The organism is Priestia sp. AB, assembly GCF_028369225.1.
Classification (GTDB): domain Bacteria; phylum Bacillota; class Bacilli; order Bacillales; family Bacillaceae_H; genus Priestia; species Priestia megaterium.
In genome coordinates, this window is sequence record NZ_JAQMYN010000003.1 from 374,781 (window position 1) to 397,041 (window position 22,261).

Here is a 22,261-nt window from a genome sequence, read left to right on the forward strand (position 1 = left end):
AAAAAGCTAAACGGCGACGCCTTTTAGCTTTTTTCTTTACACGTCCATTTAATTAACAGACCGCAGTGTGTTAATCCTCCTCCAAACCCATAAAGAATAAGGAGGTCATTACCCTGTACTTTTCCTGTCATTATTCCTTCGTTTAAAGCAAGCGGAATAGAAGCTGAAGATGTATTTCCGCAGTATTGCACACTCGTTAACGTTTTATCCATTGTAACACCTGTTTTAGCACAAATAGCTTCAATCATTCGAAGGTTTGCACTGTGCGGAATAAACCAATTTACATCAGAAAGAGAAATGGAAGTATTCTTTAATAATGCTTCTACTCCTTTTGGAATCGTTCGGACAGCAAAGCGGTATACTTCACGTCCGTTTTGAACTAAATTCCCGCTCGAATTAATTTCTTTTCCTGAAAGAGTATTAGATAAGTTAGAACGATATAAATTCACCCCTCCGCTTCCGTCCGTTCCGTAGTGACATCCTAAGAAACTCGGATTATGCTCATCGTACTCTACAAGCATAGCTCCCGCTCCGTCACCAAACAGCACGCATGTGGCCCGGTCCGTATAATCTGTAATTTTCGACATGACTTCAGCACCAATAACTAAAATCTTTTTATGCAATCCCGACGTCACTAAGCCGTTCGCCACATGAAGGCCATATGTAAAACCGGCGCATGCGGCACCTAGATCAAATGCAGCAGCTTGATCAATATGAAAGTAATCTTGAATTTGACATGCTACGCTGGGAAAAAAGTGATCCGGCGTTGTTGTCGAAACAATAATTGCATCTACATCTTCTATTTCTACAGCATATCGGTTAAGCAAATTTTCAACGGCTCGAATGGCAAGCGTAGACGTGTATTCGCCTTCACCAGCAATTCGTCGTTCTTTCATTCCGGTACGCTGTACAATCCATTCGTCACTGGTATCAACCATTTCTTTTAAATGGTCGTTCGTTAATTTTTGCTTTGGTGTATATATCCCCATTCCTGTGATTCTAGCTTTTGATTGCATCATTTCTCCACCTCAAATCAGTTGATACTCAATTATAACACCTGATTTTAATATCTGGTACTAATTTATTGTTAGATAAAAAGCGCAAAGGCATACCCTTTACGCTTTTTATTAAATAGAATAATCTTCTGGAATAAATACTTTTAGCTGCTTAGGCTTTACATACACCTTCTCTCCCACTTGAAGACTGAGGACTTTATAGTGCTCTTTGCTCAATTCAGCTTCTAAAAATTCTTCTGCATCTTCTCTTTTTAATTCAACTTGCACGATAGGTCCTATGACATGAATATGGCTAACGGTTGCAGAAACAGCATCTGCGCTTGTTTTTACCTTTTCAAGGTGAATATCATGAGGTCGTACATACCCAACAGCTGCTTCTTCATTTCTTCCGTTAAATTCTGGAACATCCATTTCAAAGCTTCCTTGTTTTAGTCTGCCTTTATGAATGCGGCCCTTGAATAAATTGACGTTTCCTAAAAAATCGTACACAAATGGACTGTTAGGATGATCATATACTTCTTCAGGACTTCCAATCTGCTCAATTTTCCCGTTGTTCATCACAACAATACGATCAGCTACATCCAAGGCTTCTTCTTGATCATGCGTAACGAAAATACTCGTAATATGAAAATCATTATGCAATTTACGCAGCCATCTGCGTAAATCCTTGCGAACTTTTGCATCCAGAGCGCCAAAAGGTTCATCTAATAGTAGTACCTTCGGTTCTACTGCTAACGCTCGAGCAAGCGCTACTCGCTGGCGCTGTCCGCCTGATAATTGAGAGGGATAGCGATTTGCAAGCGGCTCTAGTTTAACAAGCTGCAGCAGCTCGGTTACTTTCTTGGTAATGTCTGTTTTAGAAGGCCTTGTTTTTTTAGATCGTACTTTTAAACCATACGCAATGTTATCAAACACAGTCATATGCCTGAACAAAGCATAGTGTTGAAAAACAAACCCTACATTCCGCTCTTTTGGATTTATGTGCGTAATTTCCTTTCCATCAAATAAAATAGCTCCTTGATCAAGATGTTCAAGACCGGCAATGATACGAAGCAAAGATGTTTTTCCAGAACCGGACGGACCGAGTAAAGCTACTAATTCACCCGTTTGAATATCAATGTTAATAGAATCCAGCGCTTTAAAATCACCAAAGTTCTTTGATACGTGCTTAATATGGATACTCATCTCATAAGCTCCTTCCTTTTTAAATATGTTTGACTTTCCACTCAATAATATTTTTTATAATTAATGTAAAAATAGCTAAAATTGACATTAAAGATGCTACTGCAAACGCTGCTGCAAATTGATATTCATTGTAGAGAATTTCAATATGAAGAGGCATCGTATTTGTCATTCCTCGAATGTGCCCAGACACAACGGAAACAGCTCCAAACTCCCCAATCGCCCGCGCATTACATAAAATAATGCCATATAATAAGCCCCATTTAATATTAGGTAACGTCACTAGAAAAAAAGTTTTGAAACCGCTAGCTCCTAACGTTAACGACGCTTCTTCTTCGGCTGACCCTTGAGCTTGCATGAGTGGAATCAATTCTTTGGCAACAAACGGAAGCGTTACAAAAAGAGTAGCTAATATAATACCGGGAATAGCAAAGACAATTTTAATATCTTGATTAAACAACCATTCTCCGAATAAACCTTGTGCACCAAATAATAAAATAAAAACCAATCCAGCAATAACAGGCGAAACAGCAAACGGCAAATCAATAAGCGTAATTAAAATATTCTTTCCTTTAAAATCAAACTTTGTAATTAACCATGCAGCTACCACGCCGAAAACGGCATTTAAAGGAACAGTAATAAGCACCACAATTAGCGTTAGTTTAATAGCAGCCAAAGCATCCGGATTTGTAATCGCAGCGAGATACGTTTCCAACCCTTTTTGAAAAGCTGTCATAAAAATGGTGATGAGCGGGAGCACTAAGAATAGAACTAAAAAAGCCAGTGCAATAAATGTAAGCAGCCACTGGACGACTTTGGGCTCTTTTAAACTAGAATGATTAAGTTTAACAGTCGTTTTTGCATGCTGCATTGGAACATGTCCTGCCAATGTCATCCCTCCTTAACTATGTACAAATTTACGATTTGTCCACCATTGAATAATATTAATAAGTAATAACAGAAAAAATGATACAACGAGCATGACTGATGCAATAGCAGTAGCGCCCGCATAATCGTACTGCTCGAGTTTTGTCATAATAATAAGCGGCGTAATTTCAGTTTTCATCGGCATATTTCCAGCAATAAAAACAACTGACCCGTATTCTCCAAGCGCTCTTGCGAATGAAAGAGAAAAGCCTGTTAAAATAGCAGGCACCAGCTCTGGAAAAATAACTTTTCTGAACGTTTGCATTCGGCTGGCTCCTAAACTAGCCGATGCTTCTTCGATCTCTGCATTAAAGTTTTGCAATACTGGCTGCACCATTCGGACAACAAACGGCAGACCAATAAACGTCAGAGCGATAATAATTCCGATAGGCGTAAATGCGATTTTAAACGTAAATAATTGACCAATCCATCCTTTCGGAACGTAAAGAGTGGTCAAGGCAATGCCGGCAACAGCCGTTGGTAAAGCAAACGGCAAATCTACAAGTCCATCAATAAACCTCTTTCCGGGAAAATGATATCTCACTAATACCCATGCAATAATAGTTCCAAAAATAACATTAATAATCCCTGCCGCAAATGCTGCTCCAAAACTTAATTTATATGATGCTACTACTCTAGAGTCTGTAACAGTTTTAATAAAGTCGCTCCATCCCATAGATGCCGTATTTAGAAAAATCATAGCTAACGGAAAAAGCACAAGGATACTTGCATAAAACATCGTAAAACCTAAAGAAAGCCCAAATCCAGGTAAGATGCTTTTCTTTTTCTTCTGTCGTTGTAACACGCTCACGTCTTACACCTCTCTCTGCTTTCAAGATACATGTACACAGAAGATACGAATTACCATTCGTATCTTCCTCATTTACTTTTTTTAATGCATCATATTACTTTGGCTGATAAATCTGATCGAATGTTCCTCCATCGTTAAAATGAGTTTCTTGAGCTTTTTTCCAGCCGCCAAAATCTTTAATGGTGACTAGGTTAAGAGAAGGAAATTGATCTTTGTGTTTCTCTAATACTTTTTCATTTCGAGGACGATAGTAATTTTCCGCTGCGATTTCCTGACCTTTTTCTGTATATAGATATTTCAAGTATGCTTTTGCTACCTTTGTTGTGCCTTTCTTTTCAGCTACTTTATCTACTACAGCAACAGGCGGTTCTGCTAAAATACTTAATGACGGTGTTACAATTTCAAATTTATCTTTTCCTAGCTCATTTAACGATAAGTAAGCTTCATTTTCCCATGCAATTAACACGTCTCCAATGCCCCGTTCTACAAACGTAGTTGTCGCTCCGCGTGCGCCTGAGTCTAACACTTCGACATTTCCATAAAGTTTACTCATGAAGTCTTCAATCTTTTTGTTATCTCCGTTATATTTATTCTTCGCGTATGCCCAAGCCGCTAAATAATTCCAGCGTGCGCCTCCAGACGTTTTTGGATTTGGTGTAATAACGGATGCACCTTTTTTCGTTAAATCATCCCAATCTTTAATTCCCTTTGGATTTCCTTTACGAACTAAAAAAACAATTGTTGATGTGTATGGTGTAGAATTATGAGCCAATTCTTTTTCCCAGTCTTTGTTTAATAATTGGCGAGTTTGAGCAATTTCATCAATATCGTATGCAAGCGCAAGCGTTACGACATCCGCTTCTAAACCGTCAATAACTGCCCGGCCTTGCTTACCAGAGCCACCGTGTGATTGCTTGATAGTAACGTCTTGCCCTGTTTTACCTTTCCAATAAGATGCAAAGCTCTTATTGAACTCCTGATAAAGCTCACGTGTAGGATCATATGAAACGTTTAAAAGCTCTACTGGTTTTTTTGAATCGTTTTTACTCGCAGAACTATCTTTCCCTGCTGTTTCAGTAGATTTCCCATTGCCGCAACCTGCTAGCACGACCAGCAGTGCCGTTAGCACCATTAAAAACTGAACTGCTTTTTTCTTCATGTTTTACTCCCCTTTTTATAAAAAAATACAAAAAGGCCGCTATCTCTTTGAAAAGAGAAGCAGCCTTCAGTTAGTCTGATCAGCGTATATGCTCTTAAATTATTCTTATTAAATTTATTCGTAAGAATAAAAAGAAGATACTTTCTGAAAAGACAATTTATTCTTGTTTTTATAATAAACACACTTTACCTATTAGTCAACTAGGTTTTTAGTTTTTTTACACTTATTTTAGTTCTTTTTACGTGCTTTCCTTACTTACTGCGTGCCTGATACTCTTTTTCTAAGTCAGAGAGTGTAAGTTCAAAAAGATGATGGTTTTCTTTTTTGTAAATCCCTTTTTTCAGCAACTCTTCAATGAGGTATTGTTTTCTTTGCCGCACCGCTGCTCGTAATAAATTTTCCATCTTTTCTCCTCCTATTATATTAATTTAAGAATAAAAAAAAGACTCCTAACACAGGTCAGAAGCCTTCGGTAATCCGGTCAGCACAGGAATGAAACTGTCAGATTTTCATAATTTTAAAAAGTATAAAGCTGCTGCTTTAGCAGCTTTATACTTCTCATCGTCATACTCATACAACCTATGACACAATTTTAATTCAAAAAATTCTAAATCTTCTACCGGAAAGAAAGTCAATTTTAATTCGAATACGCACGTTTTCTATATTTAGTACAGTACTTGCTTGCCCCGCCGTCAAGCATTCGCTAGCTAAGCTGGCCCTTCAGTTTCTCTAAATACGTATTTAATTAGGCTTATTTGTGGCTTGCTACTTTGCTTTTAGCTAAAAAGCGGTTTTTTTCCGTGCTGTCCACTTGAGTAATTTGTCCATCGTGAAGAGTAATTAGTACAGATCCATAGTTGATTTCAGTTAGTAATTTAACAATATAATCTAATTTTTCTTGTGTAATTGAAGCCATTTTATCATTCTCCTATTCATAGATAAATTTATATTTTAGCTGCAGTTGAATAAACAAAGCGAACAACATCTATAAGTACTTGTATAATGTGCAGAAGATAAATACATGGTAATCCTCCCCATATGTTCAGTTGAAGATTGAGATTTTAATGACCACAACCAATGTACAGAAAAGGCCCACACTAGTAGCGAACAAGTATGAGCCTTCGGTTGACCGATCAGCTTCTTTAGCATCCCAATTTTTTCAAAAGATTTATACTATCTATATTATTTACACTTTACCTATATGTCAAGTAGGGATTAAAAAAATAAATAGATATTATTAATTTTTTTTATATCTTTGACCTAATAAAAAAGACTCATCTGCATGAACTTACACAAACGAGTCTTTTTTAGCCCTATTTTTTTGGATAGGCAAGGTTACCGTAAAAATGCTTCCTTGTTCTTTTTTGCTTTCAACACGTACCGCGCCCTCATGCAGCCGAACAATTTTTTTTGTAATGGCCAGACCGAGGCCGCTTCCTTTTAACGTTCTCGATTTATCTACTTTATAAAAGCTTTCAAAAATATATTTTTGATCTTCTTCGGCAATACCAATTCCATTATCCTTTATTTTCACGTCTATTTCCTCGTTTTTTTGATGAATAGATATTTTCACAAATCCATTTTCAGGCGTATATTTAATAGCATTTGTTACTAAATTCAGCCAAACTTGCTCTAACAAATCTTTATCTGCTTCTATTTGAACATTGGATAAATCAAGGTCAATTTCTATGTTCTTTTTTGTCCACTGAGGTTCTAAAGCCATGACCACATGCCTGATTTGTTCATCTAACCGGTATTGCTGCAGCATTAGCGTTTGATGTTCAGAGTCTAGAGAAGCAAGCTTTAGCAAATTGGAACTAAGCTGAGAAAGTCTTGTACTTTCTTTTTCAATAATCGTTAAATATTGTATCTTTTTATCTTCACTGACGATATCATCTTTAAGTGCCGCTGAAAAACCGCGAATAGAGGTCAGCGGTGATTGAATCTCATGCGAAACGCTAGCAATAAACTCTTGCCTCATTGTTTCTATTTTGTTTAATTCTTTAGTCATTTGATTAAAATTTTTAGTTAACAGACCGATTTCATCATTCGCTGCGTGCTCGACTTGCACATTGTATTCGCCTTGTCCGACAACTTTCATCGCTGTACTGAGACGCTTAATCGGTTTAATAATAATCATTGAAACATATGCAAATAATACAATACCCACTAATAAAATCGTAATAAGCTGGATATTTTGAACATCTTGAATAACTGAAAATTGCCGCTGTGGATGAGACTGAATAAACAGAGCATACGACCGTCCATTTTCTTTAAAAGGAAGACCCACTACGTTTGGCTGTGGACGATCATCTTTTTCCTCGTTTAAATTAGAATAACGCTTCCCGTCTAATACTTGATCTACTTCTTTCGGTGTAATTGGAATAGGTGGTCCTGGCTGTCCTAATACTTTTTCTTCATGCTGATCATCAATAATAATAAACGAAAAATGGATGAATGATGAATTAGATAAAAACCTTGCAGCTTTGTCCGAGTCTTCTGCTCCGTACAAATCGATAAAATCTTCTCCCATCTTCACCATATCCTGACCTAATCGCATTTCGAGCTTCTGCTTGCTAAGAAATGTCGTGACGACAACGGTAATCACAACGCTCAATAAAATTGTAATGATGAACGACAGAACCAGCTTTACATAAATTGATTTCACGTTAACACCCTTCTGCTCTATAGCCTAGTCCGCGAATTGTTTTGATTTCCATACCGACGTTTTTCATATGATTAAGCCTCTCTCGCAGACGTTTTATGTGAACGTCTACCGTGCGCTCATCGCCTTCATAATCATATCCCCAAATTAATTGAATAAGCTGATCACGAGTAAAAATTTTTCCTGGAGAACTAACTAACGTGAACATTAATTCAAACTCTTTTAACGGCAGCTGTTCGCTTGTTTCTCCTGCACTCATCTCTAATTTGGTACGGTCTAGTTTTATATTCCCCATATAGATTACATTGTTAGCTTCTACTCGGTACCTGCGTAAAAGAGCCTTTACACGAGCAACCATTTCCTGAGGATCAAAAGGCTTCACGACATAGTCGTCTGTTCCGATATCAAATCCTTTTAGCTTATCATGAGATTCGCCTCTAGCTGTTACCATTAAAACCGGTATATCAAAATACTCCTTAATTTCCTTTGTTAGTTCCCATCCGTCTTTAAATGGCATCATGATATCAACGACCGCTAGATCAATTCGAAACTCTTCCATTTTCGCCCACGCTTCTTCACCATCTGCTGCTTTTATAATTTTAAATCCTTGATTTTCTAAATATAATGATATCAGCTCTCGAATATGTTGATCATCATCTGCAACTAATATTTGAATCATACATGTCTCTCCCTATTCCTAAGTTTGTCCAGCTTTTACGCACAGTAAGCTCTCTGTTTATAGTAAACAGAGAGCCGCATAAGATCATACAATGATTTTAGACTTCAAATATGAACTGAATATGAACAAACTGATTAACTCTTATTAGCTGAAGTTGTTTGCTCGTTCTTTTTCTACAATTCCCTCCAAATACGATAAAAACGTTTGACGTAAATCTCTGCGCTTTAACGCAACTTCTACCATCGCTTTCATATAGCCTACCTTATCTCCAATATCAAAGCGCTGTCCTTCCAGTTCAAGAGCAAACAATCGCTCTTTTTCACATACCACACCCAGTGCATCTGTTAATTGTAATTCATTTCCTACCCCTCTTTCAATCGTTTTTAGATAAGAAAAAATAGAAGGATTTAAAATGTAGCGGCCCATAACGGCAATAGTTGACGGAGCTTGTTCTATCGATGGTTTTTCAATCAAGTCATTCACTTCATGAAGGCTGCCAGATTTATTTTTCGGCTGAATGATTCCGTATTTTGATACCTCTTCAACATCCACTTTTTGAACTCCGATAACTGATTGATTAGTCGTTTCATACGCTTGGATCATCTGTTTGAGCGCAGGTTCTTCAGAAGTCATAATATCGTCTCCAAGAAGAACGGCAAACGGCTCATCTCCAATAAACTGTTCGGCACAAAGAATAGCATGACCAAGTCCTAACGGCTCTTTTTGACGAATATAGTGAATGCTGGCCATTGATGAGATCGTTTGTACTTCTTTTAGCATTTGGAACTTGTGTTTTTCTTCAAGCATTTGCTCTAACTCAATTGATTTATCAAAATGGTCTTCAATTGATTTTTTGTTTCGTCCTGTAATAAAAATAATACTTTCAATACCTGATTTCACAGCTTCTTCTACAATATATTGTACAGCAGGCTTATCGACAATTGGCAGCATTTCTTTGGGCTGCGCTTTTGTCGCTGGCAAAAATCGAGTTCCTAAACCGCCTACTGGAATAACTGCTTTTTTTATGGTCATATATGAATCCCTCTTTCTTTTTTAGTAGTAAATACAAATAATTTAGTACCAATAAAGTTGATACCGACACTTACGATTGTAATTAAAAGTTTACTGAGTAGCAGCGCTACACCCCATTTATTATATAGAACAGTCAACAGAAATGATGTTAGAGATAAAGTGATCAAATTTACGATCACAAATGAAATCACTTCACGCTTACTGCTTTTTTCTTTTCTCTCAAACGTCCATTTGCGATTCATGACATAACTGTTTAAAATGCCCGCACTGTATGAAATCCACTGCGCTAGTATATAGTTAACACCGATTGTTGTTAAAAGTGCGTATACTACAAAATCAATCAGTGTATTTAAAACTCCTACTAACGCAAATTTAATAAAAGATATCCATTTGTTAGTCACGAAGTGATACTTCCTTGCGTGGTTCAAGCTGATACTTTTCCCGGACGATATAGAGTGGACGATTTTTTGTTTCATCGTAGATGCGGCCAATATATTCTCCAATCATACCAAGAATAATTAAAATGATGCCGCTAAAGAATAGCTGAATGACAATTAATGACGACCACCCTGTGATGGTGCTGTCTGTAAATAACTTCAAATACAGCACCACTAAAAGATAAATAAAACCGATACCAGATAGCGTTACACCAGCATAGCTAGCTAGCTTCAGCGGTTTATAGGAGAAAGACGTAATGCCATCCATTGAAAGCTTCAGCATCTTTTTCAAAGGATATTTCGACTCACCCGCCAAACGCTCGTCTCGCTCATATTCTACTGCTGTTTGCTTAAAGCCCACCCAGCTTACTAATCCGCGAACAAAGCGATTTTTTTCTTGAATGCTATTCATTTGATTGCACACTTTGCGATCTAGCAAACGGAAATCCCCTGTATCAAGCGGAATATCAATATCGGTCATCGCACGTAAGAAGCGATAAAACATAGCAGCCGTCTGTTTTTTAAAGTATGTTTCTCCTTTTCGCTTTGTACGCTTAGCGTATACAACGTCAAACCCTTGCTTCCATTTTTCAATCATCTCTAAAATCAATTCGGGCGGGTCTTGCAAATCAGCATCAATCACAACGACCGCCTCTCCTCTTGCATAATCCATACCAGCTGTAATAGCAATTTGATGACCAAAGTTACGGGCAAAATCTAATAAAACAACCGCTGGGTCTTGCTCACTGTACTCTTTAATGATTTCTGCTGTTCGATCTCTACTGCCGTCGTTCACGAAAAGAAGCTCGTAAGCTTCTTTCGTTGAATGCATCACTTCTGTGAGACGGCGGTAGGTTTCATGAATCACTTCTTCTTCGTTATAGACAGGAACAACAATAGAATATTTAACAATGGAACTCATGTTTATGCCCTCCTTATTTAAGCGTTATTTCGTATAGTGTTCCGTTTCCAGATGGCCCTTGCTGAGCACTTGATGAAGTAGACTGCCACTTGGAAGAAGGAATCTCCTTACTATTTTCTTTAATCCACGTGATAACGTCAGATTGACCTCTCTTGCCCATTCCAGACAAGTAGAAATATTTCACTTCACCTTTTTTAATCATGGCTTTTAATTTACTTACCGTTAAAATTGGATCTGAACCGCTAAATCCACCCATTGCCATTACTGGCTTGCCCGTTTTGATAATGTAAGGTGCAGCTGAAGTTGAATCCGTTGTGGCAAATAAATATTTTTCACCTGTATTATTTTTTGTTAAATAGTTTAGTAGCTTTTGATTTACTTCTGCGTTCATCCCTCCACTTTTTCGTTTTGAAGATGATGATTTGTTTGAAAAGCTATTTGGCATTTGAACACTGTTTGAAGAACCGCTTGGCGGCTGCATTTGACCATTATTGGACGAACCCCCCGGCATTTGACCGCTGTTCGATGAACCGCTTGGCGGCTGCATTTGATTGTTCGATGATGAATTGCCGCTAGAGCTTCCTGGAGGCTGCATGCCGTTAAAGCCAGATTGTTTGCTATTTGTAGCTGTGCTTGGAGGTCCTCCCATACCGCTTGAAGAATCAGGACCTGCTGATGGAAGCATGCTATTTCCACCATAAATAATTGGTGTCATCGCCCAGTACGCCGGCATCGCAAGTAAGACAACCATCGCTGCGGCTCCTAGGTAGTTCGTCAACGAATTTTTACGCTGTTTACGAACAGCTAAAACAAGAGCTAAAATGACGCCCAGTGCTCCTACACCTGCAATTGGCGCTACGCCGATTGAGCTGACATAAGGAGACATAATATATACTTGAAGTGCTGCCGTTGTTAAAATACCACCTGGCAGCAGCCATGATTTCCAGCCATTATGCTGTTTGTACATGCTCCATAAAGCTACTGCTCCCGCTCCGGCAAATGCAGCGATTGGAGGTGCCAGCATAATTAAATAATACTGATGGAAAAATCCTGCGATACTAAAGAAGACAGCTACTGGTAGCAGCCACGCTAACCAAAATAAACTTTCTTTTTGTTTTGTCGTGTAAGATCCTTTAAATTTTACTCCGGCAAATAAACCCACGATTGAAAAGATTACAAATGGTAATAACCAGCTGATTTGATCTGATAACCCTTTTTGGAATAGTCGAAAGGGACCAGGATTACCCGTGTTGAACATTCCGTTTTGATTCCCTCCGCCTGGAGCCTGCATCTTTTGGGAAGAGCTGCTTTTTCTTTGATTTGAGCTTTGTGAAGAATCAGCACTTGAATTACTATTTTGTTTTGTTTCACTGCTTGCTGTTTGCTGCTCAGTTTGAGCAGGCTGCTTATGACTGCTTCCCGTCACGCTTGTATTTCCAGTTAAACGATTAATACCGTTATATCCAAAAGCAAGCTCTAGAACTGAATTTGTTTGACTGCTTCCCATATAAGGTCGCTTATCAGCAGAAGTTGAATCCACTACAACTGCCCATGAGACAGAAACCGCGAGCATTAGTGCAGTCGCTGTTGTTAAAAAAGCAATTTTCTTTTTCCAATTTATTTTGGTTGCCACTACATAGAAAACATAAAATGCTGGTAAAACCATGTATGCTTGAAGCATTTTCATATTAAATGCAACACCAATCATCGCAAAAGCTGCTAACACCCAGCCAAATTTAGCCGTACGCACAGCACGAAATAACATCCACGTTGCTACTAATAATGTAAATACAAGCATACTATCGATATTATTTGTTCGGCTTACCGCAGGTACAATTGGCGTCAGAGCCATGGCAAGAGCAGCAAATCTCCCAGCCCATACGCCGAACGTACGTTTTACGAGTACGTATAGTAAAAGGACTGAACCGATGCCTGCTAATGCTTGCGGTAGAATGACGCTCCATCCGTGAAATCCAAATATTTTGGCACTAATTGTCTGAATCCAAAATACAACCGGCGGCTTATCAATCGTTACATAGCCTCCTGGATCAAAAGATGCGTAAAAGAAATTATGAAAACTTTGAAGCATACTTTTGACAGCTGCCGTGTAATAAGCGTTGGCGTATTCATCTGTCCAAATTTTAAATAAGTTCAAAAATGCTGCAATTAAAACAATGGGAACTAAAAATAAGTCTATTCTTTTTTTATTTGAAGTTCGTTCTTCTTTCACTTCACTGTTCATGTGTTTCATTTCACTCCTTCGTAATTTCTGACTTTAGTCTAACAAGCATATGTGAACTGATTATGAACAGAAAAAATAATTTTTTATTTTTCAAAAACCCATTTGACCTCTTACGCTCACCAATGAAATATTTTACAATTAAAGAATCAAGCACATGAAATAGAAAACGCATTTTTGGAATGCTGCAGCTTCTATGAAACATTATTATCAACACTTCATCCACTTCTTGCTGAGAAAGGAGACAACTTTATGATTCAAGTAAAAGATATATACGGAAATTTACCCACACTAGAAACCGAAAGACTCCGCTTGCGGAAAGTTACAAAAAAAGATGTGCGTGACATGTTTGAATATGCCTCAAATGAAAAGGTAAGCAGATATGTAAATTGGGAAAAGCACCGAAAGCTTCAAGATACAAAAGAGTTTGTTTCCTTCGTTTTAAAGCAGTACAGCAACCAATCCATTTCTCCTTGGGCTATGGAAATCAAAGCCTTAAAAAAATGTATTGGCACCATTGACTTTGTCACCTGGAACCCTACTCATCGCATTGCGGAAATTGGCTATGCGATTTCTGAAGAATATTGGAATAAGGGATTTGTTACGGAAGCAGCTGAAAAAGTAATTGCGTTTGGATTTGAAGAAATGGATTTAGTGCGCATTCAGGCGAGGTGCTTTGTTGAAAATGCTGCATCTGAGAAAGTAATGAAAAAAATCGGTATGTCTTATGAAGGAACGATTCGAAAAGCCATGTTTATTAAAGGAGCTCATCAAGACTTAAAGTTATATTCAATCTTGCGAGAAGAATATACACGCAACGCGTAGAAAATGTATAAAATACCTTCCATAACATAGGCTAACTTCAACACTAACTCTTTCTTTTGAGGTGAACAATGTTGGAGCAAGCAATTCAGCATTTAGACTTATCTGCACATGGTTTGTGGTTTCCGATTACCGTTAGTTTATGTTTATTTATTCTTGCCCTTGTTTTATTTAAACGACAGCTAACTTGGCGAGATTTTTATATCACGTTTTGCGTAGTTGGATTTGTCGGATGGCTTTGTGATGTTATCATTACGCGTGTTTTTAACATGATTGATTTGGGAGATCCAAAAGTTACAGGACTTGGAGATATTCTAAGCTATACATTTATTCCACCTTCCCTTTCCATTTTATTTTTGACTTACTTAACAGCTAAAAATAAATGGGTTTTATCACTTCTCTTTTGCGCTGGTTCACTACTCATAGAATACGGAATGATTAAAAGTGGCTATATGCATTTAAACGGCTGGTTTTTTATCTATTCAATAGTGGTATACTTCCTCGTTTATGCTTTTGTGCTACCATGGCATATGGCATTTATTAAGTAAAAAAGCGGATGTTGATTAACATCCGCTTTTTTACTATGCGCTTACTTTCTATCTGCTGAAATCCATATTTCATACCGACGTTTAGAAGAAGGAATATCTCCATTGTATGTTCATAACCGGTCATTTTATGCGCCGTGATGACACATGCGCACGGCTATGTTCTTCAGGACGTCTAAACCCAATTTTTAAAAGCGCTGCTTCTAAATTTGCTTCTGTTTTAATTTGATTAAAATTAATTCCCAGTTTCACTACCGTTTGGGCAATTTCCGGTCGTATCCCTGTTATAATAGCTTCCACTCCTACTAATTTGAGAGATCGATGAATTTTGAACAGATTGTCTGCTACCATTGTATCAATAATCACGACACCTGAAATATCCAAAATAAGATAGGATAATTGAAGGCTTGTCCCTTTTTTCAAGCAAGTTTCCATAATAACTTGCGAGCGATGAGTATCAATTTCTCCAATAATCGGCATAATAGCGATACCTTTTGTCACAGGTACGAGCGGAACTGACAGTTCTTCTAGTGACGTGTAAGCTAAATTCATCATATATCGATTATGCTCATCATAAATTTGACCAAAAACATATGTTACCGTATCTAAAAGCGGATCAATTCGCTCACTGACATGCAGCATGGTAATTGCAGCAAACTGATGCTCCTCTAGTTCTCTTGTAAATACATCCCAAATAACGCTGCGATATATTGGGAGGATACCGAGTGCTTTTTCTAAAGGAATATTTTTTTCCACTGCATATTTTCCCGTGTCAAGTGCCCATTCTTTAACAAGTTTAAGTACATCCTCTTGTTCTTCAAATAGCGCTCTTCCAAAGTACTCCATAATTGACACTCGCCATTTCAAAATTTTCTTTTCTTTTAATTCCTCTATACTTAGCGTATGTGTAGAATCTAAACGTTCGGCTAATTTTTCTGACAAGCTATATTTATGCTCAAGAATCTTTTTTCCTATATACACGAGTTCCTCTTTCATAAAATATGTTCAGCTCCTCTTTTCTGCTATTTTTACTGCGTATATAACCTTGACTAAGCCTACTTACCCAACCGACAATTGACTAGCCTTCCTAAAAATAACAAAAAAGCGGTTATTTTATGAATTTTCTTTCTTTTTATTATAGTACCAGAGTAAGAGCCGCACAACTGAAAGTTTGCTGCGAATAAAATTCGTAATTTGACATAGAAAACAACCCTGTTTGAACTCAAACAGGGTTGTTTTCTGTATTTACTTATCTCACTTTACACTTGGAATAGCCAGACAACAATCGGCCCAAAAACCGAGCCCAGTACAGCGCTTAACGTCATTGATACCGAGCTCATCGATACCGTTAGTTCACCGTATTCAAATGCTTTAGAAGTTCCTAGCGCATGAGAAGCGCTGCCTAGGGCAATTCCTTTTCCTAAAGAACTTTTAATACGAATCCACTTTAAAAGTAAAGGTCCAAGAATTACTCCCGAAAAGCCTGCAATCATAACAAATACCACAGTCATGGATGGCACCCCTCCTAGTCCCGTAGCAATTTGAATTGCAACGGGAGTGGTAATAGACTTAGGAACAATGGATAAAATCAGGCTTCGGTCAATGCCGAATACTTCAGCGAACACAAGTCCGCTAATCATGCCTGCAAATAATCCTACAAACACTCCTCCAATAATAGGAATGCTGTATTTCACTAGCATCTCACGCTGTTTATAAAGTGGATACGCTAATGCAACAACCGCTGGCCCCAGAAGTGAATTAATCCATTTGCCTCCAATCATATACTCGTCATAAGAAATATGAAAAGCAAGCAAAAGAAGAATAACGAATACGGTTGTAGTTAAAACTGGAATAAGAATTGGGTAGGAGAACCGTACGTATACTTTCGCCATGACTAGATACAGAGCAACTGTAGCTATGATTATAAAGAGCGCGATAAAGAATTCTTGCACTGTTGTTTCTCCTTTCGTTTGTTCGCTTTCTTTTCTAAAAGTTGGCTGGCAGCCCCCGCGGCAGCCATCGTAATGATTGTACTAAGCACAATAATTAAAAACAAAATCGCTCCGCTGCTTGAAAGAAGCGAAGGATAATTCATCACTCCTGCCATAGCTGGTATGAATAATAAAGGTAAAAAAGATAACAAGAAGCTTGCTCCGTCTTCGATCACTTTGATGGGAACAATTTTGCACGTTAAGCAAATGAGCATTAAAATTAAGCCTATAATACTGCCTGGGATAGGCAGGTGAAGTATGTGGTGAACAGCTTCGCCAACCATAGAAAAAGCATAAAGAATCGCGATTTGTAAAATGATTCGTATCACTTTCATTATAGGTCACTGTCCTATAGATAAAGAACAGCTGTCCTCCTCTCTTTATTTTGTCATGTTGTCTAACATTTAACTATATAAACATCCTTTACTTTACTTTACTTTACTTTACTTACTTTTACTTGTACTATACAACTATATATACATTTGTATTATACAAGTATATATTTCTTTGTCAATGAATGATTTTGTAAGGAGAGATTATAATGCAAGAAAAAAATTCAATTGAATTGATTGAATATGAACTTACTACCTTTATTAGACGAGCCGTCTATCTTGATAATTCTGAAAATAAAATAGGAAATCTAGAAAGATCAGCTTATTTATTATTGCGGCAATTAGATGAATTTGGACCAGCTCGTGTAAAAGAGCTAGCAGAAGCATTTAAACTCGACATTTCAACTCTGTCTAGACAAGCTGCTGTTTTAGAAAACAAAAAGCTTATTTCCCGCTCTTCTGATCCTTCGGATGGACGCGTCAGCCTATTTGACATCACACCACGTGGAAAACGCATGCTGCAAACTGATAAACAAATGCGCCTTGAACGCTATCATAGTATGTTAAAAAAATGGTCAAGTGAAGAAAAGGAGCTGTTTGGCAAACTACTAATGCGGATGAATGACGCATTTATCGATTAAATAGAAATTTATAAAAATTAGGCTGCTGCTGCAAGGTGTTTGTCCCTGTCTCTTTTCTCTTTCTTGCATTTAATGTAAAGAGACTATTGAAAAGGATGTATGATTATGTCTGTTCCGAACAAAAGGAAAGCCACGCCCTGCCTCTTCCCCGGCTATAAATGGTGTGGTCCCGGCTGCAGTGGGCCCGGCTGTCCTGTAAATGATGTAGACTGCTGCTGTAAATACCATGATTTATGCTATGAAGATTACGGATCATGCCGCTCATGTGATGAGCAATTCCTTGACTGTCTTTGCTCCAAAGCAAATCCGTACAGTTTAAAAGGAAGACAGGCATACGCCATGTATACCTATATGCGGCTGAAGTTAGCTTTAAAACAATATGACTAAGCATAAAAGAGGAGAATTGAAGAATTCACCTCTTTCTTATGCCATTTTATCCGTATGAATCCAAAAGCGTTGAACGACAGCTCCGTCCTCTTCTATATAATCCTCGTCTTGTATACCACCGTTTGCCAGAATAGTTCGACGAGAAGCAGTGTTCCAATCATCACACACAACTAATGCCCGTTGAACTCCCAGCTTTTTAATTTCTTGAAGAGATAACTTCAGTAGCAGCTTCGCATATCCTTTTTGTCTTTCGCTCGGCCGAATACCATAGCCTATATGTCCTCCGCTGTTTCTCAGTATTTCACTTAGCTCATGGCGGATATTAACTACGCCTATTACTTTTTTGTGATGCATTAGCCAGTAGGTGGAATCGGGTACATATCCTTTTTTTAATCCGATCCCTTTTTCTGCATCTAACAACTCTTGAACCATTTTTTCAAAGTAAGCAGGATCTTTAGCAATTACCCACGGAATCATTTTTTCTTCGCTTGCTTTCCATTCATGATAAAAGCTCATATAAGCCTCTTTATAAGCTGCATCTGGTTTCATTAAAACGGCGGTCTCCACGTGCCTTCCTCCTTTTTGTTTATTATGTTTATACTACCTAGTTTTTCCAACAAATAAAAGAGGATAATTTACGTTATGTGATAAGTTTATTTATTCACTTATTTATAAGATATGTAACAAAAAGCACTCAATGGATATACCATTGGATGCTTTTTGTTCTACTGCCGATTGTTTAAATAAATTCCTTAAAAAACCTCGTCACTTTTGCAAGGGCGTATAGGAAGGTTCGCTTCATAACAGGTTCTTCTTTCTTTTGGATGTCAGGAGATTTAATCCATCGCTTATGGTTGGCAATAAGGATGCTTTTATCCATTTTGTTTTCCATCGCCATCGTCAACTTTTTTGCAAATTCTTGACTATCGATAATGACCATTGATTCATTATTCAAAAATGTAGAACGAGAATCTAAATTAAAAGAGCCTACGGCGCTCAGTCTTTGATCATAAATCACAGACTTTGCATGGATGGAATAAGGTCCTTGGTATTCGTAAAGCTTTACACCTGTCTTCATAATCTTATCACGCATACTTATATACCCGGAAAAAGCCAACACATTGGGCGTAGATGTAACTGAATTTGTGAGTAGCGTCCATTGAACAGCTGGATTCTTTTTCATTGCTATATACTTTCTCATCGCATTGGTTGGCACCACATAAGGACTCTGAATAAGAACAGAGCGGTTAGCTCCTTCTGCCAGGTTAATAAACGTTTTCCACATAAAAGGTCTTTTATTAAAGCGTTCAATTGGATTATGAATAAAAGAAACACGCTTTGTAGGAACGGTGGAAGCATTCCAATCAATCTTAGGCGTCGCAAACGTTTCTCCTACTTGCTTAGCTTTATCATATTGCTGCAGCAGCAAAGCTTTCATTCTCTTTCCCTGATCGACCTGGTACTGCGTGAGATGATGAAAAGCTTTTTTAGTGTAAGGATGAGCCCATAATTCATTTATATAATTTTGCATTTGAGTGATAACGCTATCTTGTTTATGTTTGCTGTTTGTAATAAAGACATCACGATCATAGACGAAATCTGGAGGAGGCTTTTTAGCCAAATATTTGTCCCCTATATTCCGTCCTCCTATTATGCCTAGCTCTCCGTCTACAATCATTATTTTGTCATGCATACGATTTTGCCACGCCCAAGGTTTAAACAATTGAAGAGGTTCGTAATACTTCACTTCAATATTAGGATGTGAGGCTAATGCATAGAGCACGCCTCTTCGATTTCCCCGTAAGCCGTTAGCTATCCCATCTAAAAGAACGCGAGTATGGACGCCTCGATCAGCTGCTTTAAAAAGAGCGGCCATAATTAAATCAGTTGACTCTCCTTTTCCTATTGAGTAATAAGCAATATCAATCGATTTCTCAGCTTCTTGAATCATTTGAATACGAACTCTTCCTGCCTCATAACCATCTTCAAGAAGCCTCACTCGATCCGTAGACTCCCTGTGACCAAAAAAGCTAGCCGGTTTAATTGAGGTCGTTTCCTCTCCTGTTTTTAAAGGTACATAAAAGAGAACCACCGCGGCTATAACCACATACAGAATATATAGAGATAAAATAATAAGTAATCCTTTGACTGCTATTTTTATCATCGCAACTCCAGCTTTTTGTCTTTTTCTGTTATCGTTCACAAATAAGGATCATTACATACAGGAAACTGCTTCCTTGATTGCTTTGCGCTTTGTCTTTTTGACACATTTATTTTTTCTGATTCACTATTTGTATAGTATGCTAGTACATATCATAGAAAAAAGGATGATGGTGATGGAGGAATATTCTTTTCGTTTTCATATTACAGACTCTTACCCTTTGCAAAATGAAAACGATAAAATAGAAGCTGTTGTACGCACCAAAATCAAGCATGCGGACCGAGGATGCTTGTATGAGGGTTACCTTCGTGTTCATATCACTAATATTGGGGTATTTCCTGTAGCAAAAGATATTGCTGAAGCGATTAGCGTTCGTTCGCTTCGTCAGCAGTTAGCGGCCGAATTAAAAAGATACGTACGGCCGCACCGCAATTTTTTATAACTTTATCCAAACATTTGGCCAAGTGGACTTTCATCTTCAATAATATCTTGAATAGCGTAGATAGAAATAGGAAAGTAAGGAATTCCATATACGTAAGGAGCCAGGTCATACAGCTGATAAAAGAGTACAAGTGATTTGTCGGCGATATAAAAATCTTGATCTGGTTTAATTCCTTTATATTCTCCAAGAACCATAATATCGCGCTCTTTTATTTGCTCTCCTACTATTTTAGAAAGAATGCTCACGTAATTACTGTCTTTTTTAAATAGATCTTTGAGTTGATACGTTTTTCCAGTCAGCACATTAAACGTTAACGGAACGACCACGGTCAATCCATGCGCTCCCCCGGAATAAGCAAAATTGACAAGTGTTAAGCTGAGCACAGTTCGCTCGTTTGTTTTCAACTCATAATAACCCGTTTCTTCTGTATCCGGATTTTCTCCATATCCCTGCTGACGAATTAATTCATTCGTGCTCTGCAAAATTTTACTGTTCATGCTGTGCTGAACAGCTTGATTAGTCAAATATACAACTGGATAGTAAACGTTTAACTTTTTCTTCACCATTTGTTGAGAATATACGGTTGCAGGCAACGTAACCATCGCTTCCCCCTCTTTGTATACAGGTTGTTACATTCTATTCTGTTAGCCTCCATTCCATTACTGAAGCAAAAAAAGATTCAGACATAACGAAATCAATCCAACCTAAAGACGAACAAACTGGATAAATTCTCTAGTATTGTCGCTTGTAACACCGCTATTGATTTCCGCGCAAGATTTCGCTTTCCGCGGAAGTCTTCGCCTTGCCCTCCAATCACCAGCTGGAAGCACCTCCATACATGAAACCTATGTTGACTTTATCAATGAAAAAATCCGAACGAGTTTGATTCTCAATCAAGAATCAAACTCATTCGGATCTTCATTCAACGAAAATACCTTTGTCTCAGCCTTTTTTTTACTTTTTATTATTTTACGTTGTTAATTGTTTTAGCAGCGTCTACCGTATTTTTTAATAACATTGTGATGGTCATCGGACCAACTCCGCCTGGTACTGGTGTGATATAACCTGCAACTTCTAAAGCCGCTTCGTAATCAACATCACCAACGAGTTTACCATTTTCCATTGTGTTACCTACATCAATTACAATGGCACCCGGCTTAATATCATCTGCTTTGATAAGTCTAGGTTGTCCTACAGCTGACACAAGAATATCAGCTTGTTTTGTTAAAGCAGATAAATCTTTTGTGCGAGAGTGAGCAATTGTTACCGTTGCACTTTCTTGAAGTAACAGCATGGATACTGGTTTACCAACAATATTGCTTCGTCCAATTACTACCGCATGCTTACCTGAAATTTCTTCACCTGAACGTTTAATTAACTCAACGATACCGTGTGGTGTACATGGTAAATAGCACTCATCGCCAATAACCATATTCCCTACGCTTACCGGGTGGAAGCCATCTACATCTTTTTTAGGAGATACAGCATTTAATACTGCTTTTTCATCAATATGTTTTGGTAATGGAAGTTGAATAAGAATACCATGAACAGATGGATTTCCATTCAAGTGATGGATTTCGTTTAAAAGCTCTTCTTCAGTAATCGATACGTCACGTTTGATAATTTCAGACGCAACACCGATTTCTTCACAAGCCTTTGCTTTTGCTTTTACATATGATTGCGAAGCAGGATTTTCTCCTACTAAAATCACGGTTAAACCAGGAACGATACCTTTTGTTTTTAATTGAGCTACCTCTTCTTTTAATGCGGCGCGCAGTTCTTGCGCTACTTCTTTTCCTTTAATTACTTTCGCTGTCATGATGTTTTTTGCTCCTTTCAACTGTAGCCATTTAATAAATGTACGAATTATA

Annotated in this window: 26 protein-coding genes; 5 read left to right on the forward strand and 21 right to left on the reverse strand. The window is 37.8% G+C overall.

What is annotated here, in order from left to right:
• Positions 1 to 23: 23 nt before the first annotated feature.
• From POF52_RS11560 to POF52_RS11620, 13 genes are all read right to left on the reverse strand, one after another.
• A complete protein-coding gene (locus POF52_RS11560; RefSeq protein WP_176584766.1) occupies positions 24 to 1,019 on the reverse strand; it encodes a ketoacyl-ACP synthase III in 996 nt (331 codons plus the stop codon).
• Between the two features lie 108 nt (positions 1,020 to 1,127).
• Positions 1,128 to 2,201: a sulfate/molybdate ABC transporter ATP-binding protein gene (locus tag POF52_RS11565; protein WP_271992751.1), complete on the reverse strand. Its 1,074-nt coding sequence runs from the start codon at positions 2,199 to 2,201 to the stop codon at positions 1,128 to 1,130.
• A 19-nt stretch (positions 2,202 to 2,220) separates the two neighbouring features.
• Positions 2,221 to 3,087: a sulfate ABC transporter permease subunit CysW gene (cysW, locus tag POF52_RS11570; RefSeq protein WP_271992753.1), complete on the reverse strand. Its 867-nt coding sequence runs from the start codon at positions 3,085 to 3,087 to the stop codon at positions 2,221 to 2,223.
• Between the two features lie 12 nt (positions 3,088 to 3,099).
• Positions 3,100 to 3,936 carry a sulfate ABC transporter permease subunit CysT gene (cysT, locus tag POF52_RS11575; RefSeq protein WP_013082952.1) on the reverse strand — a complete coding sequence of 279 codons (837 nt, stop codon included), beginning with the start codon at positions 3,934 to 3,936 and terminating at the stop codon, positions 3,100 to 3,102.
• Positions 3,937 to 4,030: 94 nt separating this feature from the next.
• Positions 4,031 to 5,095 carry a sulfate ABC transporter substrate-binding protein gene (locus POF52_RS11580; RefSeq protein WP_271992755.1) on the reverse strand — a complete coding sequence of 355 codons (1,065 nt, stop codon included), beginning with the start codon at positions 5,093 to 5,095 and terminating at the stop codon, positions 4,031 to 4,033.
• Between the two features lie 251 nt (positions 5,096 to 5,346).
• Positions 5,347 to 5,499, reverse strand: coding sequence for a Fur-regulated basic protein FbpA (locus POF52_RS11585; protein ID WP_013056825.1), 153 nt, complete (start codon positions 5,497 to 5,499; stop codon positions 5,347 to 5,349).
• Between the two features lie 347 nt (positions 5,500 to 5,846).
• Positions 5,847 to 6,011 (reverse strand): YezD family protein, encoded by a 165-nt coding sequence (locus POF52_RS11590; protein WP_013056824.1) that lies wholly within the window; start codon positions 6,009 to 6,011, stop codon positions 5,847 to 5,849.
• Positions 6,012 to 6,383: 372 nt separating this feature from the next.
• Positions 6,384 to 7,763 (reverse strand): sensor histidine kinase, encoded by a 1,380-nt coding sequence (locus POF52_RS11595; protein ID WP_176584770.1) that lies wholly within the window; start codon positions 7,761 to 7,763, stop codon positions 6,384 to 6,386.
• A 1-nt stretch (position 7,764) separates the two neighbouring features.
• Positions 7,765 to 8,439, reverse strand: coding sequence for a response regulator transcription factor (locus POF52_RS11600; protein WP_176584771.1), 675 nt, complete (start codon positions 8,437 to 8,439; stop codon positions 7,765 to 7,767).
• Positions 8,440 to 8,583: 144 nt separating this feature from the next.
• On the reverse strand, positions 8,584 to 9,471 hold the full coding sequence (galU, locus tag POF52_RS11605) for a UTP--glucose-1-phosphate uridylyltransferase GalU (RefSeq protein ID WP_074895906.1): 888 nt from the start codon (positions 9,469 to 9,471) through the stop codon (positions 8,584 to 8,586).
• Entirely contained in the window at positions 9,468 to 9,872 is a 405-nt protein-coding gene (locus POF52_RS11610; protein WP_013082947.1) for a GtrA family protein, read from the reverse strand. The genes galU and POF52_RS11610 overlap by 4 nt, the downstream gene beginning before the upstream one ends.
• Positions 9,865 to 10,830, reverse strand: coding sequence for a glycosyltransferase family 2 protein (locus POF52_RS11615; RefSeq protein WP_271992761.1), 966 nt, complete (start codon positions 10,828 to 10,830; stop codon positions 9,865 to 9,867). The genes POF52_RS11610 and POF52_RS11615 overlap by 8 nt, the downstream gene beginning before the upstream one ends.
• Before the next feature lie 13 nt (positions 10,831 to 10,843).
• On the reverse strand, positions 10,844 to 13,081 hold the full coding sequence (locus POF52_RS11620) for an ArnT family glycosyltransferase (protein WP_176584773.1): 2,238 nt from the start codon (positions 13,079 to 13,081) through the stop codon (positions 10,844 to 10,846).
• A 240-nt stretch (positions 13,082 to 13,321) separates the two neighbouring features.
• Here POF52_RS11620 and POF52_RS11625 point away from each other — a divergent pair, with 240 nt between their 5' ends.
• Positions 13,322 to 13,894 carry a GNAT family N-acetyltransferase gene (locus POF52_RS11625; protein WP_013082944.1) on the forward strand — a complete coding sequence of 191 codons (573 nt, stop codon included), beginning with the start codon at positions 13,322 to 13,324 and terminating at the stop codon, positions 13,892 to 13,894.
• A gap of 68 nt (positions 13,895 to 13,962) precedes the next feature.
• Positions 13,963 to 14,439, forward strand: a complete 477-nt coding sequence (locus tag POF52_RS11630) for a hypothetical protein (protein WP_013082943.1) — start codon at positions 13,963 to 13,965, stop codon at positions 14,437 to 14,439.
• Positions 14,440 to 14,559: 120 nt separating this feature from the next.
• Here the strand turns inward: POF52_RS11630 and POF52_RS11635 are convergent, their stop codons facing one another.
• From POF52_RS11635 to POF52_RS11645, 3 genes are all read right to left on the reverse strand, one after another.
• Positions 14,560 to 15,432, reverse strand: coding sequence for an STAS domain-containing protein (locus POF52_RS11635; protein ID WP_016763913.1), 873 nt, complete (start codon positions 15,430 to 15,432; stop codon positions 14,560 to 14,562).
• Between the two features lie 263 nt (positions 15,433 to 15,695).
• On the reverse strand, positions 15,696 to 16,388 hold the full coding sequence (locus POF52_RS11640) for an LrgB family protein (RefSeq protein WP_013082941.1): 693 nt from the start codon (positions 16,386 to 16,388) through the stop codon (positions 15,696 to 15,698).
• Positions 16,358 to 16,762 (reverse strand): CidA/LrgA family protein, encoded by a 405-nt coding sequence (locus POF52_RS11645; protein WP_271992766.1) that lies wholly within the window; start codon positions 16,760 to 16,762, stop codon positions 16,358 to 16,360. The genes POF52_RS11640 and POF52_RS11645 overlap by 31 nt, the downstream gene beginning before the upstream one ends.
• 206 nt (positions 16,763 to 16,968) lie before the next feature.
• Between POF52_RS11645 and POF52_RS11650 the strand changes: the two genes are divergently transcribed.
• A complete protein-coding gene (locus POF52_RS11650) occupies positions 16,969 to 17,400 on the forward strand; it encodes a MarR family winged helix-turn-helix transcriptional regulator (RefSeq protein WP_176584775.1) in 432 nt (143 codons plus the stop codon).
• Positions 17,401 to 17,505: 105 nt separating this feature from the next.
• On the forward strand, positions 17,506 to 17,787 hold the full coding sequence (locus tag POF52_RS11655) for a hypothetical protein (RefSeq protein WP_074681570.1): 282 nt from the start codon (positions 17,506 to 17,508) through the stop codon (positions 17,785 to 17,787).
• A 36-nt stretch (positions 17,788 to 17,823) separates the two neighbouring features.
• On the opposite strand, the gene POF52_RS11660 is transcribed toward POF52_RS11655, so the two are convergent.
• A complete protein-coding gene (locus POF52_RS11660; protein ID WP_271993112.1) occupies positions 17,824 to 18,336 on the reverse strand; it encodes a GNAT family N-acetyltransferase in 513 nt (170 codons plus the stop codon).
• Positions 18,337 to 18,526: 190 nt separating this feature from the next.
• Entirely contained in the window at positions 18,527 to 19,951 is a 1,425-nt protein-coding gene (locus tag POF52_RS11665) for a phospholipase D-like domain-containing protein (RefSeq protein WP_271992770.1), read from the reverse strand.
• Between the two features lie 172 nt (positions 19,952 to 20,123).
• Here POF52_RS11665 and POF52_RS11670 point away from each other — a divergent pair, with 172 nt between their 5' ends.
• The gene (locus POF52_RS11670) at positions 20,124 to 20,390 is read left to right on the forward strand and encodes a diaminopimelate epimerase (protein ID WP_271992772.1); all 267 of its coding nucleotides are present in this window, start codon (positions 20,124 to 20,126) and stop codon (positions 20,388 to 20,390) included.
• Between the two features lie 2 nt (positions 20,391 to 20,392).
• Here POF52_RS11670 and POF52_RS11675 read toward each other — a convergent pair whose 3' ends face one another.
• The 3 genes from POF52_RS11675 to folD form a co-directional block, all read right to left on the reverse strand.
• Positions 20,393 to 20,992 carry a DUF3298 and DUF4163 domain-containing protein gene (locus tag POF52_RS11675; RefSeq protein WP_271992774.1) on the reverse strand — a complete coding sequence of 200 codons (600 nt, stop codon included), beginning with the start codon at positions 20,990 to 20,992 and terminating at the stop codon, positions 20,393 to 20,395.
• 92 nt (positions 20,993 to 21,084) lie between these two features.
• Positions 21,085 to 21,207 (reverse strand): hypothetical protein, encoded by a 123-nt coding sequence (locus POF52_RS11680; protein WP_258356078.1) that lies wholly within the window; start codon positions 21,205 to 21,207, stop codon positions 21,085 to 21,087.
• Between the two features lie 147 nt (positions 21,208 to 21,354).
• Positions 21,355 to 22,209 carry a bifunctional methylenetetrahydrofolate dehydrogenase/methenyltetrahydrofolate cyclohydrolase FolD gene (folD, locus tag POF52_RS11685; protein ID WP_016763907.1) on the reverse strand — a complete coding sequence of 285 codons (855 nt, stop codon included), beginning with the start codon at positions 22,207 to 22,209 and terminating at the stop codon, positions 21,355 to 21,357.
• Positions 22,210 to 22,261: the final 52 nt, after the last annotated feature.

What these genes read in the sequence shown, in the direction of transcription:
- POF52_RS11625 (WP_013082944.1), top strand. Translation starts at nt 13,322, where the DNA reads ATGATTCAAGTAAAAGATATATACGGAAATTTACCCACACTAGAAACC.
- POF52_RS11580 (WP_271992755.1), bottom strand. Translation starts at nt 5,095, where the DNA reads ATGAAGAAAAAAGCAGTTCAGTTTTTAATGGTGCTAACGGCACTGCTG.
- POF52_RS11600 (WP_176584771.1), bottom strand. Translation starts at nt 8,439, where the DNA reads ATGATTCAAATATTAGTTGCAGATGATGATCAACATATTCGAGAGCTG.
- POF52_RS11615 (WP_271992761.1), bottom strand. Translation starts at nt 10,830, where the DNA reads ATGAGTTCCATTGTTAAATATTCTATTGTTGTTCCTGTCTATAACGAA.
- POF52_RS11675 (WP_271992774.1), bottom strand. Translation starts at nt 20,992, where the DNA reads ATGGTTACGTTGCCTGCAACCGTATATTCTCAACAAATGGTGAAGAAA.
- POF52_RS11645 (WP_271992766.1), bottom strand. Translation starts at nt 16,762, where the DNA reads ATGAAAGTGATACGAATCATTTTACAAATCGCGATTCTTTATGCTTTT.
- POF52_RS11665 (WP_271992770.1), bottom strand. Translation starts at nt 19,951, where the DNA reads ATGATAAAAATAGCAGTCAAAGGATTACTTATTATTTTATCTCTATAT.
- POF52_RS11660 (WP_271993112.1), bottom strand. Translation starts at nt 18,336, where the DNA reads ATGAAACCAGATGCAGCTTATAAAGAGGCTTATATGAGCTTTTATCAT.
- POF52_RS11650 (WP_176584775.1), top strand. Translation starts at nt 16,969, where the DNA reads ATGCAAGAAAAAAATTCAATTGAATTGATTGAATATGAACTTACTACC.
- folD (WP_016763907.1), bottom strand. Translation starts at nt 22,209, where the DNA reads ATGACAGCGAAAGTAATTAAAGGAAAAGAAGTAGCGCAAGAACTGCGC.
- POF52_RS11590 (WP_013056824.1), bottom strand. Translation starts at nt 6,011, where the DNA reads ATGGCTTCAATTACACAAGAAAAATTAGATTATATTGTTAAATTACTA.
- galU (WP_074895906.1), bottom strand. Translation starts at nt 9,471, where the DNA reads ATGACCATAAAAAAAGCAGTTATTCCAGTAGGCGGTTTAGGAACTCGA.
- POF52_RS11670 (WP_271992772.1), top strand. Translation starts at nt 20,124, where the DNA reads ATGGAGGAATATTCTTTTCGTTTTCATATTACAGACTCTTACCCTTTG.
- POF52_RS11630 (WP_013082943.1), top strand. Translation starts at nt 13,963, where the DNA reads ATGTTGGAGCAAGCAATTCAGCATTTAGACTTATCTGCACATGGTTTG.
- POF52_RS11655 (WP_074681570.1), top strand. Translation starts at nt 17,506, where the DNA reads ATGTCTGTTCCGAACAAAAGGAAAGCCACGCCCTGCCTCTTCCCCGGC.
- POF52_RS11635 (WP_016763913.1), bottom strand. Translation starts at nt 15,432, where the DNA reads ATGAAAGAGGAACTCGTGTATATAGGAAAAAAGATTCTTGAGCATAAA.
- POF52_RS11560 (WP_176584766.1), bottom strand. Translation starts at nt 1,019, where the DNA reads ATGATGCAATCAAAAGCTAGAATCACAGGAATGGGGATATATACACCA.
- POF52_RS11620 (WP_176584773.1), bottom strand. Translation starts at nt 13,081, where the DNA reads ATGAAACACATGAACAGTGAAGTGAAAGAAGAACGAACTTCAAATAAA.
- POF52_RS11565 (WP_271992751.1), bottom strand. Translation starts at nt 2,201, where the DNA reads ATGAGTATCCATATTAAGCACGTATCAAAGAACTTTGGTGATTTTAAA.
- POF52_RS11585 (WP_013056825.1), bottom strand. Translation starts at nt 5,499, where the DNA reads ATGGAAAATTTATTACGAGCAGCGGTGCGGCAAAGAAAACAATACCTC.